The sequence below is a fragment of the Pseudomonas sp. P1.8 genome, from assembly GCF_001269805.1.
Classification (GTDB): Bacteria; Pseudomonadota; Gammaproteobacteria; order Pseudomonadales; family Pseudomonadaceae; genus Aquipseudomonas.
This window is the reverse complement of the sequence record NZ_LHVM01000005.1, coordinates 1-13,635: the sequence shown is the minus strand read 5'-3', so window position 1 is coordinate 13,635 and position 13,635 is coordinate 1. Positions and strand designations below refer to the sequence as shown.

Below are 13,635 nucleotides of genomic sequence, written 5' to 3'. Positions count from 1 at the left end.
ACGGGCTTGATACACTCAGCACATGCAAATCCCTCTATGAAAGACAATGTAATTATAACTGTCTGAACCGCACCCCTGGTCGGTGTCACAGTACTGGTGGCTGTTATTCTCGCCAAAAATATCTTCAGCATCAGGCAGTGCAAACGACTGCTTAGCTAGCCACCTAACAATCTTCAAGCATATCTCAATGCCAGAGTTACGGCGATGGTGTGCAACACCATCCGAGTGAAGCGAATGAGCATAAGCATAATTAAGCTACACGGCTGTGTCAGGCATTTCCGCATTTAACCTTTTGGCCAAACCAGTCAGAAAGATTGAGTGTTCAGAACATAGTTACCCGCAGCAGCCGGAGCTATTATCAGAGCTCAACAACACTAATAACAATTACAGGATTTCGGGATGTACGACTACCACACCGCCGCAAGCCAGTTCAATTACCTGCAAACCGCCGCGCAAGAACTGCACGGTAGTCTGGACGGCCTTAACGCCTGCGTGGAGTGCTGTGACCGACATACTGCCGGCCAAGATGTAGCCTTATACTGCGAAGCTCAGGATGGTACCGCCTCGCAGTACACATTTCGCGAGCTACAGGATCAGGCCGCTCGATTCGGCAATTTCCTCCATGAGCAGGGTGTGCGACCTGGAGACCGCGTCGCAGGGCTTTTGCCGCGAACTGTCGAGCTCTTGATAACTATCCTTGGAACTTGGAGGGTTGGGGCAGTCTACCAACCGCTGTTCACCGCGTTCGGGCCGAAGGCGATCGAGCAACGACTGGAGTGTTCTAGCGCACGATGGGTTGTCACAGACACCCGCAACCGATCCAAACTAGACGACGTCATCGGCTGCCCGACCGTGATCACTGTTGGCGCTGATCCACAATGCATCGGCGATTATGATTTTTGGAGTACCCTGCAGCGCCAGAGCAACGACTGCGAGCCGTTGCTTCAGGACGGCGAAGCCCCGTTCCTACTCATGTGCACTTCCGGTACCACCGGGCCAGCCAAGCCACTGGAAGTACCATTGCGGGCCATTTTGGCTTTCAAAGGTTACATACGCGATGCAGTAGAGCTGCGAGAGGACGATCGCTTTTGGAACCTCGCCGATCCAGGCTGGGCATATGGCCTTTATTATGCGGTCACCGCGCCCCTGGCTTTGGGTCACTCGACACTTTTTTACGATGGCCCGTTTTCGGTCGATAGCACCTGTTGGGTAATCAACAAATATGGAATCACTAACCTCGCCGGCTCCCCGACGGCCTTCAGGTTACTTATCTCCACGGGCATGGAATTCGCCGATAGCATCCGAGGTCGATTACGCGCGGTTAGTAGCGCCGGAGAACCTCTCAATCCCCAAGTCATCCGCTGGTTTGCCGAGAACTTAGGTGTAGTCATCCACGACCACTATGGGCAGACCGAGCTAGGCATGGTGCTTAGCAACCACCACGGCCTAAGCCACACTGTGCGTGAAGGCTCTGCTGGCTACGCCATTCCTGGCCACCGAATTGTAGTGCTTGATGACCAGCATCAGGAGTTACCGCCCGGCCAGCCTGGTACGTTGGCAGTCGATCGCGAGCGCTCGCCGCAGTATTGGTTCAGTGGTTACTTCGGCATCCCAACCAAGGCCTTCGTGGGGCGTTACTACTTGAGCGGCGATACAGCAGAACTCAACGACGATGGCAGCATTAGCTTCGTAGGCCGTAATGATGACGTGATCACTACTTCCGGCTATCGGGTAGGGCCGTTTGATGTTGAAAGCGCGCTGGTGGAGCATCCTGCCGTAATTGAGTCAGCCGTAATCGGAAAACCCGACCCGCAGCGTACAGAGTTGATTAAGGCCTTCGTGGTGCTAAACAAGCAATATCTACCAAGCCCAGAACTAGCCGAAACATTGCGGCTACATGTCCGCCAGCGCCTCGCGGCTCATGCCTACCCCCGGGAAATCGAGTTCGTCAATGAATTGCCGAAAACACCTAGCGGCAAGCTACAACGTTTCATCCTGCGTAACCAGGAGATTGCTAAGCAGCAAGCTTGATGATTAAGAGTCAGAAATACGCGAAAGTTCTAAGCTCACTACCTGACAGACTTGATGATTCATCATTTATGTACTTGACGATCTTGAAAAATTCTTTAGATGCTTATGGAACAGGGCATCTTAATACACTACGCATACAGACAGCAGCTTACTAATTCCAAGCTGCGCTGTGAAAAGAATGCAAACTTTTCTTACAGCAGACTGCCAGCTCGGAGGCTCTTCTCACGAAGTGGCCTAATATCACACGCCCAAATCGATGTGCACTTCATAAATACAACAATACTGAAGGATACATAATATGCAGAAAGTTAACGTGTACGCGCTCGCCAGCGATTCAAAGTTCAACCGTTTTCACCGACTCATACTTTTTTGGTGCATGCTAATTCTTGTGATCGATGGTTACGACCTTGCCATCGTCGGTGCGGCCCTTCCCGCTATTATGCAAGATATGCAGATTGCCCCCACTAGCGCAGGAATTATGGCGGGTTCCGCCCTATTCGGCACGATGCTTGGAGCGATCTTCCTTGGAACACTTGCCGACCGTATTGGCCGTCCGAAAATGGTTGCTATGTGCGTCGCACTGTTCAGCCTTTTCACAGCCGGTGCGGGCTTCACCAACGACCCTGTCAGTTTCAGCATCATGCGCTTCATCGCCGGCTTGGGTATTGGCGGCGTATTGCCTGTGTGTACTGCTCAAATGAGTGAGTTCGCCCCTTTGAAACTCCGTACTCGCCTGGTCACTCTGGTCTTTGCTGGCTACTCGGTAGGCGGCATTTTGGTTGCCATTACGTCCAAGCAGTTAATTGAGAGCCATGGTTGGCAGTGGGTGTTCTACGTAGCCGCACTACCGGTGCTGCTGATCCCCTTCATCCTGAAAACCATGCCTGATTCCATCGGTTACATGCTGAAGGAAGGTCGTCAGGATGAGCTGCGCAAGGTTGCGCTGCGTATTGAGCCAACATTGAATATCACCAGCCAAACTGAGATGACCGGCAACCTAGCGATTCTGGCTGAGCTGGACGCTCCAGTACGCAATCTATTCAAGGATGGCCGTGGCTTCAGCACGGTGATGATTTGGACAGCGTTCATGACCGGTCTGTTCATGGTTTACGCGCTCAACTCCTGGTTAACCAAACTCATGGCGATGGCTGGCTTCAGCCTGGGCTCAGCACTCAATTTCGTTATCGTATTCAACCTCGGTGCGATCGCTGGAGGTCTAGGTGGTGGCTGGCTGGCCGATAAGCTCAACATCAAATACGTTCTGGTCAGCTTCTACATTGTCGGAGCCATTGCTCTGACCCTCATGGGCTATACACGCGATGTCTCTCTGTTGTACGCAGTCGTCTTCGTTGTTGGGGCATCCACACTGGGTACGCAGTTGCTGGCCTATGCCTATGCAGGTGACTTCTACCCCTCCACGATACGCTCGGCGGGTGTCGGATTTGCATCAGGTGTCGGACGCATCGGGGCGATCGTTGCACCAGTGCTGATCGGCTGGCTGGTGTCAATGAACCTGCCACTTGAGCACAACTTCATTGCCATTGGCTTGGCCGGATTGATAGGTGCAGTGGCGGTGACATTGATCAACCAGTCTTGTGCTGATTCCACTCGAGCAAAGAAATCTTTGGCGTTCTCAGCTGAGTGAAGCTTGGCTGACTCCACTCGATTTTACTTGAAGAGCGATTGCTGCTTCCGCCTCGCCTCGGCCCTGGCGAGCCGGGGCTTGGGCGAAGGCGACATGGTCTCCGCCCTCCACAAGCGGCAAGCTACCGCGCATATAACAAAAACAAATGGTGTTTGTCATGCTGAAAAAAGCAACAAAACTAACAATAGCTTTAGCTGTTTCACTCCCAACTCCATTCGCCTCGGCCGATTTTTTGAAGGATGCAAAAGGAAGTTTGGAGCTACGTAACTTTTATTATAATCGTGACTTTCGTAACGATGGCGCCAGCCAATCGAAGCGAGATGAATGGGGACAAGGTTTCATTCTCAACTTACAGTCTGGCTTCACTGAAGGGACAGTTGGCTTCGGTGTTGACGCGCAAGGCCTGCTGGGTATCAAGCTGGATTCCAGCCCAGATCGCACCGGCTCCGGAATTCTCGCGTACGACTCCGAACGCAATGTAGAAGATGAATATAGCAAGATCATGCTTACAGCCAAAGCTCGTATGGGAAAAAGCGAACTGCGGGTAGGCGGCATCAGCCCCCTCATGCCATTGCTGTGGAGCAATAACAGTCGCCTCCTGCCACAGGTGTTCAGGGGGGGATCACTGGTATCCAGCGACCTTGATCCCTTGACGATTTCGGCCTATAGCATCAATGCGGTGAAGCAACGCAACTCCACTGATTTTCAATCTCTTACCGCGTTCGGTTACCGGGCGGTTGAAGCCGATCACTTCAACTACCTCGCACTTGACTACAAGGTGCTACCAACCCTCGCAGTGAGCTATCATATTGCGGATTTGGAAGACCTTTATCGCACGAACTACTTCGGCTTGAAACTTAATCAGCCATTGTCGACGGGCGCGCTTATTACCGATATTCGCTATTTCGATGCAAAAGAAACCGGTGACAAGGGAATAGGTGAAGTCGATAACCGCACTCTCAGCAGCTACTTTGCTTATAACCTGGGTGGTCATACGATCGGCGGGGGTTATCAAAAAGCATGGGGAAGCACTTCCTTTGCCATGGTCAATGGTGCAGATAGCTACCTCTTCGCTGAGTCATTGGTCAGTACGTTTACCGCTCCGCAAGAACAAGTTTGGTTTGCACGCTACGACTACAACTTCGTCGCTTTAGGCATTCCAGGGCTAACACTGGGAGTAAAATATGCGAAAGGTGAGGATGTCGATCCTACCTTGCTTACAACTCGCCAAGCAGCAGGTCTGCGCTTAGAGGGCGAAGACGGAAAGGAATGGGAACGCATGACCGACCTCACCTATGTTCTTCAGAGCGGCCCGATCAAAGGTCTCTCGGTACAGTGGCGCAATTCAACAAACCGCTCCACCTACGCCGACAGTGCTAATGAAAATCGGTTTATCGTGCGTTATACATTTAACTTCTAAAACTTACATCCACTAATGCTTGCTCCACTTTTGCCAGAGCTGATCGAAAGAGAGGCCTGGCATTTTTTACGTGAGATCCAGCTAGAGAATAAATAGGCATTCCAATGTCGAAAGTGAACATAGCCAAGCCATAGCTCGGCCCCGGCGCGCCCTGTACCGGACAGCGTGTGTAGCCTCGCGGATGTACTTTTTTAGAATTTACAGCGTTGATTACAACTTAAGTTAAAACCGGCGGCCGCCAACAATTTGGTCTGCGGGCCTTTTGTATGCCAATTGTCCGCTTATTCGGCAAAACCAATTTCATGAGGAAACATCATGCGCATCGAAAACTCAGTCTTCCTAATTACTGGCGCAGGTTCTGGACTCGGGCTGGCTTCGGCGCGAGAGCTGGCGGGCCGGGGTGCAAACGTGGTGCTGGTCGATGTGAACGAAGCCGTTGGTGCAGCCCTGGCTGATGAGCTGGGAAAACGTGCGATTTTCGTGCGAGCCGACATCACAAGTGAAATTGAATGCCGCGCAGCAATTGCCTCTGCAGTCAGTGTCTTTGGCGCGTTGCATGGAGTAATCAACTGCGCGGGTGTTGCACCGGCCGAACGGGTTTTAGGCCGTAATGGCGCCCATGGGCTTGAGAGTTTTCGCCGAACTATCGAGATCAATTTGATCGGTAGCTTCAACGTGGTTCGCCTTGCTGCTGAGGCGATGGTGAGAGGAGAGCCAAATGAAGAAGGTGAGCGCGGTGTAGTCATAAACACGGCCTCTGTCGCAGCTTTTGACGGTCAGACGGGCCAAGCCGCATACGCCGCGTCGAAAGGTGGTGTTGCTGCCATGACATTGCCATTGGCACGCGACCTGGCTCGTTCAGGTATCCGTGTTATGTGCATTGCACCCGGAATATTTGAGACCCCGATGATGGCGGGTATGCCTCAGGACGTGCAGGCATCATTGGCAGCGAATGTGCCGTTCCCTCCACGGCTGGGACGGCCTTCCGAGTACGCGGCGTTGGCAGCGCACATCATCGAAAACGCCATGCTCAATGGTGAGGTGATTCGTTTGGATGGTGCTTTGAGAATGGCCGCGAAATAGATCCAGCTAAAGGTCTGTGATCGGGCACAAGCCCCCCAACCGGAAACAGAGGATTCAGTTATGAGCCATACCGACCCTATCGTCATTGTCAGTGCTGCCCGAACTCCGTTAGGAGGCTTTCTTGGGAATTTCAAGGAAGTCACCGCTGCGCAACTGGGTGCGGTTGCAATTCGTGCCGCCGTGGAACGAGCCAGCCTGCAGCCCAGTGACATTGATGAGGTCATCATGGGATGCGTGCTACAAGCTGGGCAAGGCCAGGCTCCGGCTCGCCAAGCTGCCTTGTTGGCGAATCTACCGGAGCAAGTGGTGTGTTCAACAGTCAACAAGATGTGCGGCTCTGGCATGAAAGCGCTGATGTTCGGCCACGACCTTCTCCATGCCGGGAGCGCGGAGGTGGTGGTTGCCGGAGGTATGGAAAGCATGTCAAACGCTCCCTACCTGTTGGAGCGAGCTCGCTCAGGCTATCGCATGGGCCACAGTAAAATCATTGATCATATGTTTCTCGATGGGTTGGAAGATGCCTATGAGAAAGGCCGGCTCATGGGCACATACGCCGAAGACTGTGCTCAGAGTTATGGATTCACTCGAAGCCAGCAGGATGAGTTTTCGATCAGCTCGTTGACGCGTGCTCAGAAGGCAATCACCGAAGGGCGTTTCCAGGACGAGATTATCCCTGTGCTGGCTTCATCTGGCCGTGAGACGGTTTCGATCGAAAGCGATGAACAGCCGAGTAAGGCCCGGATCGACAAAATTCCTACGTTGAAACCTGCATTTCGCGAAGGCGGGACGGTGACTGCGGCGAACTCCAGTTCTATTTCGGATGGCTCGGCTGCCCTCGTGCTGATGCGCTTGTCTGAAGCCGAGCGTAGAGGCCTTACACCGTTAGCCCGGATAGCGGGTCACGCATCCTACGCGCACGCTCCCGGCCTCTTTGCCACCGCTCCGGTCGGTGCGATTAAACGCTTGCTCGAGCGAACCAACTGGTCAATAAAGGATGTTGATCTCTTTGAGATCAATGAGGCCTTTGCCGTGGTTCCCATGGTTGTTATCCAAGACTTGAACGTCGGACATGAGCAATTAAACGTCCACGGTGGGGCGTGCGCCTTGGGGCACCCGATTGGAGCGTCAGGTGCGCGCGTGGTTGTTACGTTAGTAAATGCCTTGAGGCAGAACAGGCTTAAGCGTGGCATCGCTTCTGTGTGCATTGGCGGCGGCGAGGCCACCGCGATTGCTATCGAGCTTCTCTCATAGAGCAGCGTTGTCTGACGGTAATAAGCCTCCTGCCGTGCCTCGCAGATTTTTTTGCACGAAGAATCTGCTTGCGAAATACCAGATCCTAACAGTTGAGCGGACGGGGTTGGCTTGATCACGCTTCACCGCCCAGAAGCAGAATGCGATCAACACAATGCCTGACCAGGCAGAAGGGATTCGAGCATTTGTGGAGAAGCGCACAGCTAAATTTTGAGCGGCGGTGTCGCGAGTTTAACGCTACAAAATCGAGGAGATACCGTGGCAGAGAAAGAGCTGTTTTGGGAAGACTTCACCCTAGGTAGAATTTGGACAGCCATGCAATCTGCTCCTATCGCAACAGAACAAATTATCGCCTTTGCTGCCGAGTACGACCCTCTCGATATACATATTGATCCTGACCTTGCCCGTTCGAGTCCGCTTGGGGTGCACTGCGCCAGCGGGGTACAAACCTTCGGTTTTTCACAACGGTTGATGTGTGATGCCTTACTGCTTCAAACAAACGTCGTTGCGGGTGGGAAGATCGATGGATTCAGGATGGTTGCTCCAGTAGTACCTGGAGACACTCTCAAGCTCTCAGCTCAAGTCGTTCGATCACTCATACACGCAGGAAACCATGCGCGAGGGTGGGTTGTGTTTAAAGTCGACGTCGCTACGATGGCGGGAAAAACCGTCCTTGTTTATGAGGTGACGGTATTGATTCTGCGCAGGGGCGGTCAGGGTGGGTCTTTACCTGGAGACGTTGATCTGTAGACGCTGACGCCGAATTGACCCACGTGCCGCCGCAAGTCTGCCCCTACCCAAGTAGGTAGAAATCCAGCATAGGCAATAGTTCGCGAGGAATAAGACTGGGTCAGTGACATCTCTGCAGTAAAGGCTGGTAGGTCAGTTTTCAATCAGCGCCGACAGATCACTATGCTGAATACTCAGAATTTGAGGATTCATGGTTTTAGAATGATCGCACCTGATGAACGCCCGGATTCAAGGTCAGCATGAGCTAATGCGGAATCTGCTAGCGAGTAGCTCGCCCAGATCCGAGGCTTGATGATGCCCGCATCTACAGCAGCCAGGACGTCCTGGGCACGCTCCTGATACTCAGCGTCAGTCGTCGTATGAGCTGCTAACGAAGGACGCGTCAGGAACAGGGAGCCCTTGGCGTTGAGCATCGATAGCTCCACGGGCGAAGGGGCACCCGACGACGCGCCGAACGACACCATCAAACCGCGTGGTCGCAGGCAGTCGAGAGACGCTTGGAAGGAAATGCGCCCTAAGGGGTCATAAACTACATCGACCTTTTTGCCATCGGTGATACGCACGACGTCCGACGCCAGGCTATCGGCATCGAACACCAAGACCTCATCGCAGCCTGACGCCTTGGCTTTTTCGACACTGGCCTGCTTCGAAACCACCCCGATCACGGTCGCACCCAAGTGCTTTGCCCACGGCACCATGATTTCCCCCAGCCCTCCCGCTACGCCGTAGAGGAGAAGGGTTGTGCCATCCCCAACGGGAAATGTGGTTTTCAATAAGTACTGCGCAGTAATACCTTTGAACATAACGGCAGCGGCGTCGTCGAACGACAGTGCATCCGGGATTTTGACTAGCCGCGCTGCCGGGTAAAGCCTATGCGAAGCATACGAACCAATTGGCCCGGTGGCATAAGCGACGCGATCACCGACTTTCACATTAGTTACCCCAACACCCACTGCAGCGACGCGGCCAGCTCCTTCGAGCCCAATTCCCGATGGCAACGCAATGGCCACTGCGCCCTTACGTTGAAGCACATCAAGAAAATTGACACCAATAGCCTCTTGTTCAAGCCAGACCTCGTCTTTACTTGGAGATTGTTGGTGCTGTACCTCCAGCATCAGTAGTTCAGGATTGCCAAATTGGTTAACCCGGATTGCAGACACCATCATTACTTCCTTTTTAAAAGCTATTAGAACAAATGAATAGACTGTTATTAGCACCATCCCATATGAACAAGATGGATTGACTGCAGAGCATTAACGCACATGTCGCATCAAAGAAATCATTGAATCGTGAGGCAACGCGTAGAGCGAGGTATCCAGCTAAAATGGATAGCTAGGAAGGCATGACCTTACAAGTCGAGCAGATCTGGAAGTGCCCCCCGGAGATCGCCGGAGTACAGCGACCAGCAGGATCATCTGCTAACGCTCGGCGTGCGATTACTCAAAAATTGAAGGTATAGCGCATGATCAAGCGATTTTCGTTGGCGCTATCTGCATAAGTTGAGCGATTCGTCGAGTTACGCCATTGTAATGCAAGGCCTTTCGCAGGCCCACTTTGGATGGCGTATGAAATATCGGTTACCCTCTCCCATTCTTTTCCCTGATCTCCGACCAGGCGCAGAGCAGCAGCTTGCCGAGTCGTGAGGGACTCTGGATTTACGTCATCCCCTTTGACATATTTGGTTGTGAGTAATAGGCCAGGCAAACCCAACGCCGCGAAGTCATAGTCATAACGAGCAAACCAAACTTTCTCATTTGGTGCAGTAAACGTGCTTACCAACGACTCGCCGAAGAGGTAAGAATCAGCGCCATTAACGAAAGCGAATGGCGTATCGCCCCACGCCTTCTGATAACCGCCACCGAAGGTATGCCCTTGTAGGTTGTAAGCGAAATAACTACTTAACGTTTGATTATCAACGCGGCCAAGCTTATTTGACCCATTCTCCCCCGAATAAAAAAAACGCACATCGGCTATTACATTCCCTTTAAGGAGTGGCTGAGTAGTTTTTATACCAGCGAAATAGGTACGGTAAAGATCTTCAAGTTCCGCCGCGTGCAAACTTAGCGCTACATTACTTGCTGGTTTAAAGTCGAAGGCCAAGTAATTATAATTGTCCGCTTCAACAGGAGCATACCCAGTAGCCGTAAGAGATTCAAAATCAGTTGAATTCCTTTGTTTGACAGCATTGATGCGTATCGCTGTGACCGTGAGTCTGTCGATGTCATTGACAGTTAGTAGGCCGCCACGAAAAACTTGTGGCAAGAGCCTGCTATTGTTGCTCCAGAGCAAGGGCATAAGAGGATTGACACCACCTATCCTCATTTCCGATTTCCCTAAACGCGCTTTTGCCGTGGCAACAAACTTACCGTACTCATCCTCAACATTGCGATCGGAATCAAAAGCAAGCAAGCCAGATCCCGTTCTATCCGAACTCGAATCCAGCTTCACGCCGAGTAACCCGAGGGCATCAACACCGAAGCCCACCGCCCCATCGGTAAAACCCGACTGAAGATTTAAGATAAAACCCTGCGCCCATTCATCACGCTTGGACTGAGCTGCGCCTTCATTTCTAAAATCTCGATTGTAATAAAAATTCCTGAGTTCAAGGGTGCCCTTGAAATCATCGACAAAATTTGCGGAAGCGAAAGGGGCAACTAACAGAGACGAGCAGACACACGCGAGTCTTTGAGAAAAATTAAACATCACTGGCACCTTGTTTTTATTTTGTGCGAGGGATGAACCACACAACTGCGGTTCATCTATTGACATTGCAGTGCTTTTCACTTCACCAAGTAGAGCGGGGTATAAACATTCCTTCCAGTCGGTTAATCACCGACGACTTCTGACCAACCCCAAAGCAACAGTTCTAAAGAAATCCATAGCAATCTGAACGCAGTCTGGAATCCAAAATCGCAGGAGCAAGTAGAGGACACTACCCGGCGACCCCATCAAGGATATACAGATGAGCTGATGAGGATCTGAATCTGAAATCGATAATATCTTCATACTCTGGGGAGTAATAAAATTCGCGAGCTTTCTCGACGGACGAAAACTCAAGAAAAATCACGCGCGGCACGACTCGCTCACCCTCAATCACTTCAGGCGAATCGGTTGCAACTAAAAATTTTGCTTCGAATTTCTTTATTACCGGCTTCACCCTGCTCATATATTCCTCGTAAAAGGCATTTGGATCGGTAACTGTAAGCTCCGCAAAAAGGTAGCCCTTCTTACTCATTTTCACCACTTTTATAAAAAGTTAATCTGAAAGTTCAGATGAGGTGGAACAATTGAGGTTCCGCCTCACACATATCTAAATTGCTTGGTGGCTGACTAAAAACCTGCTGGCAAGTGACTTGGCCGCTCGCAGGCGACTGTTCCCATTTTTGCAGGCACTGACATTTCAAACAGCTCAAGATCTGATGAGATAGCCGTTTCATTGTGTTTAAGTCCTGGCGGGATAAATAGCGATTCGCCAGTTTCAACACGGATAGTGCGCCCGTCTTCAAACTGAAGTTCAATCCACCCCCGAAGTGCGTATATAAAATGAACATCGCAGATATGATAATGCCATCCAGTCTGCTCCATTACATCAGTTGCGCAGGTGACCTGCGCCCTAGCTACACCGGCGGTTGCATCGGTTAAGCCAAGATCGCGATATTTGAAAAAAGCACGACGACCAGGAACAAAAGGGGCGTTTTGCGGAGTGACATATGTTAATTTTTTTGCCAACTCGGCAACAGATTCGGGGAGTTCCAGTGAGACTTTCGATTCAGCTTGCATCTATTCTCTCCTTACTTTACTAGGCGATAATCATGTGAACCATATTTATGGTTCGATCGACTACGAAATACGCTACAAAAACTTTAGCCAACATGCTTTTTAAAAACATACTACTGAGATATGACCAAAAAAGGGCACTACTGGCACTATTACACTATTCAAATAAGCCCGGTGGTATAGAACATCGCAATCACAAAGAACACTGCAATGGTCTTGATGATGGTTATCCCAAATATCTCCTTGTATGACTGTCTATGGGTGAGTCCAGTGACGGCAAGCAATGTGATCACCGCACCATTGTGAGGTAGCGTATCCATGCCACCGCTTGCCATCGATACGACGCGATGCATAACTTCAAGCGGAATATTTGCAGCGTTAGCCGCTGCAATAAGTTGATCGCCCATTGCGGCGAGGGCAATGCTCAGCCCTCCTGACGCAGATCCTGTGATCCCTGCTAGCGTACTTACCGAAACAGCAGCCTTTATTAAGGGATCGGGGAGGTATTGGAGAGCACTACTAACCACGAGGAACCCTGGCAGGATTGCTATGACGCTACCGAAGCCATATTCAGACGCTGTATTGAGCGCTGCCATAGAAGCGCCGGAAACAGCTTGTTTGGCACCCGCTACAAAGCGCTCGCGGATCTGCCTAAATGCAACAGCGACCACAAATAAGATGCCACAAAGTAGCGCGCCCTGTACTGCCCAAATAGCGGCTGTGCTAGAGGTTTTTCCAGTAATAAGCGCCGGCAGCCCTGGAAAAAATTCGGGACTAATTGAGTATAGAGCACTGTACCAAGTCGGAATATATACGGTGAGACAGTAGTTAACAACCCCCACTACTAGCAAAGAAGCCAACGCAAGAATGGGATTAGGTAGATTAGCGGACTGGACACGTTCAGGTTCATTAGTATGAGCCTCGCCATAACCTTCACCCGCGGACATAGCAGATTTGCGTCGATACTCCAAATAGATCAAACCTACAATTAATACAAATATGGAACCCGAAACACCTAGTATCGGAGCAGCCCAAGAAGTTGTATTAAAAAAAGTAGTTGGGATTATATTCTGGATTTGTGGTGTACCGGGAAGGGCATCCATAGTAAAAGAAAACGAACCCAAGGCTAGTGCACCAGGCATCAGACGCTTGGGAATATTGTTTTGACGATAAAGCTCCGCCGCAAACGGATATACAGCAAAGACAACAACGAATACGGAAACGCCACCGTAAGTCATCAGCGCACACGCGGCCACTACGATAAAGTTAACCTTAGAGCGACCAAAATAGCGGATTGCTGCAGCTACGATAGCTTCAGAAAATCCAGATATTTCAACGACCTTCCCAAATACAGCGCCTAGCAAAAACACCGGCAGATACAGCTTTAGAAATGTCGCCATCTTTTCAAGAAATACACCTGAGAAGATAGGCGCGACGGATGATGGATCGACAAAAAAAACAGCACCGAGGGCCGCCAATGGAGCTACCAGTATGACACTGTGCCCCCGGTAGGCCATGAACATGAGGAAACCTAACGCTGCTAAAGCAATCAGCACAGACATGGTATATCTCACACCTAATTAGATTTATTATTATTTAAAAAATTTGTTGATTTAGGCGACCTTAGGCCCATTAAGAGCCCAAGGAGTATAGCTAGTTAATTCAACTTTCCCGTCTT

11 protein-coding genes are annotated in these 13,635 nt (G+C 51.0%); 6 read left to right on the top strand and 5 right to left on the bottom strand.

Features of this window, described 5'->3' with window-relative positions; translation table 11 throughout:
- Nucleotides 1-399: 399 nt before the first annotated feature.
- The 6 genes from AD668_RS02395 to AD668_RS02370 all read left to right on the top strand — a co-directional run bounded on the left by AD668_RS02395 (nt 400) and on the right by AD668_RS02370 (nt 8,180).
- Nucleotides 400-2,031, top strand: a complete 1,632-nt coding sequence (locus tag AD668_RS02395) for an AMP-binding protein (protein ID WP_053154135.1) — start codon at nt 400-402, stop codon at nt 2,029-2,031.
- A 298-nt stretch (nt 2,032-2,329) separates the two neighbouring features.
- Entirely contained in the window at nt 2,330-3,676 is a 1,347-nt protein-coding gene (locus AD668_RS02390; protein WP_053154132.1) for an MFS transporter, read from the top strand.
- 157 nt (nt 3,677-3,833) lie between these two features.
- Nucleotides 3,834-5,096, top strand: a complete 1,263-nt coding sequence (locus tag AD668_RS02385) for an OprD family porin (protein ID WP_252857206.1) — start codon at nt 3,834-3,836, stop codon at nt 5,094-5,096.
- A 315-nt stretch (nt 5,097-5,411) separates the two neighbouring features.
- On the top strand, nt 5,412-6,179 hold the full coding sequence (locus AD668_RS02380; protein ID WP_053154126.1) for a 3-hydroxyacyl-CoA dehydrogenase: 768 nt from the start codon (nt 5,412-5,414) through the stop codon (nt 6,177-6,179).
- A gap of 60 nt (nt 6,180-6,239) precedes the next feature.
- Entirely contained in the window at nt 6,240-7,430 is a 1,191-nt protein-coding gene (locus AD668_RS02375) for an acetyl-CoA C-acyltransferase (RefSeq protein ID WP_053154123.1), read from the top strand.
- 258 nt (nt 7,431-7,688) lie between these two features.
- A complete protein-coding gene (locus AD668_RS02370; RefSeq protein ID WP_053154118.1) occupies nt 7,689-8,180 on the top strand; it encodes a MaoC/PaaZ C-terminal domain-containing protein in 492 nt (163 codons plus the stop codon).
- Between the two features lie 188 nt (nt 8,181-8,368).
- Here the strand turns inward: AD668_RS02370 and AD668_RS02365 are convergent, their stop codons facing one another.
- The 5 genes from AD668_RS02365 to AD668_RS02345 form a co-directional block, all read right to left on the bottom strand.
- Complete coding sequence (locus AD668_RS02365; protein WP_053154115.1) at nt 8,369-9,343, bottom strand: quinone oxidoreductase; 975 nt, start codon at nt 9,341-9,343, stop codon at nt 8,369-8,371.
- A 277-nt stretch (nt 9,344-9,620) separates the two neighbouring features.
- Nucleotides 9,621-10,883, bottom strand: coding sequence for an OprD family porin (locus AD668_RS02360; protein WP_053154112.1), 1,263 nt, complete (start codon nt 10,881-10,883; stop codon nt 9,621-9,623).
- A gap of 229 nt (nt 10,884-11,112) precedes the next feature.
- Nucleotides 11,113-11,415, bottom strand: coding sequence for a DUF1330 domain-containing protein (locus AD668_RS02355; protein ID WP_053154109.1), 303 nt, complete (start codon nt 11,413-11,415; stop codon nt 11,113-11,115).
- A gap of 95 nt (nt 11,416-11,510) precedes the next feature.
- Complete coding sequence (locus AD668_RS28460; RefSeq protein WP_082344403.1) at nt 11,511-11,960, bottom strand: cupin domain-containing protein; 450 nt, start codon at nt 11,958-11,960, stop codon at nt 11,511-11,513.
- A gap of 158 nt (nt 11,961-12,118) precedes the next feature.
- Nucleotides 12,119-13,519, bottom strand: a complete 1,401-nt coding sequence (locus AD668_RS02345; protein ID WP_053154103.1) for a GntP family permease — start codon at nt 13,517-13,519, stop codon at nt 12,119-12,121.
- Between the last annotated feature and the right edge of the window lie 116 nt (nt 13,520-13,635).

Coding starts and splice junctions, on each gene's coding strand:
- AD668_RS02395 (WP_053154135.1), top strand. CDS start 400: ATGTACGACTACCACACCGCCGCAAGCCAGTTCAATTACCTGCAAACC.
- AD668_RS02390 (WP_053154132.1), top strand. CDS start 2,330: ATGCAGAAAGTTAACGTGTACGCGCTCGCCAGCGATTCAAAGTTCAAC.
- AD668_RS02385 (WP_252857206.1), top strand. CDS start 3,834: ATGCTGAAAAAAGCAACAAAACTAACAATAGCTTTAGCTGTTTCACTC.
- AD668_RS02380 (WP_053154126.1), top strand. CDS start 5,412: ATGCGCATCGAAAACTCAGTCTTCCTAATTACTGGCGCAGGTTCTGGA.
- AD668_RS02375 (WP_053154123.1), top strand. CDS start 6,240: ATGAGCCATACCGACCCTATCGTCATTGTCAGTGCTGCCCGAACTCCG.
- AD668_RS02365 (WP_053154115.1), bottom strand. CDS start 9,343: ATGGTGTCTGCAATCCGGGTTAACCAATTTGGCAATCCTGAACTACTG.
- AD668_RS02360 (WP_053154112.1), bottom strand. CDS start 10,883: ATGTTTAATTTTTCTCAAAGACTCGCGTGTGTCTGCTCGTCTCTGTTA.
- AD668_RS02355 (WP_053154109.1), bottom strand. CDS start 11,415: ATGAGTAAGAAGGGCTACCTTTTTGCGGAGCTTACAGTTACCGATCCA.
- AD668_RS28460 (WP_082344403.1), bottom strand. CDS start 11,960: ATGCAAGCTGAATCGAAAGTCTCACTGGAACTCCCCGAATCTGTTGCC.
- AD668_RS02345 (WP_053154103.1), bottom strand. CDS start 13,519: ATGTCTGTGCTGATTGCTTTAGCAGCGTTAGGTTTCCTCATGTTCATG.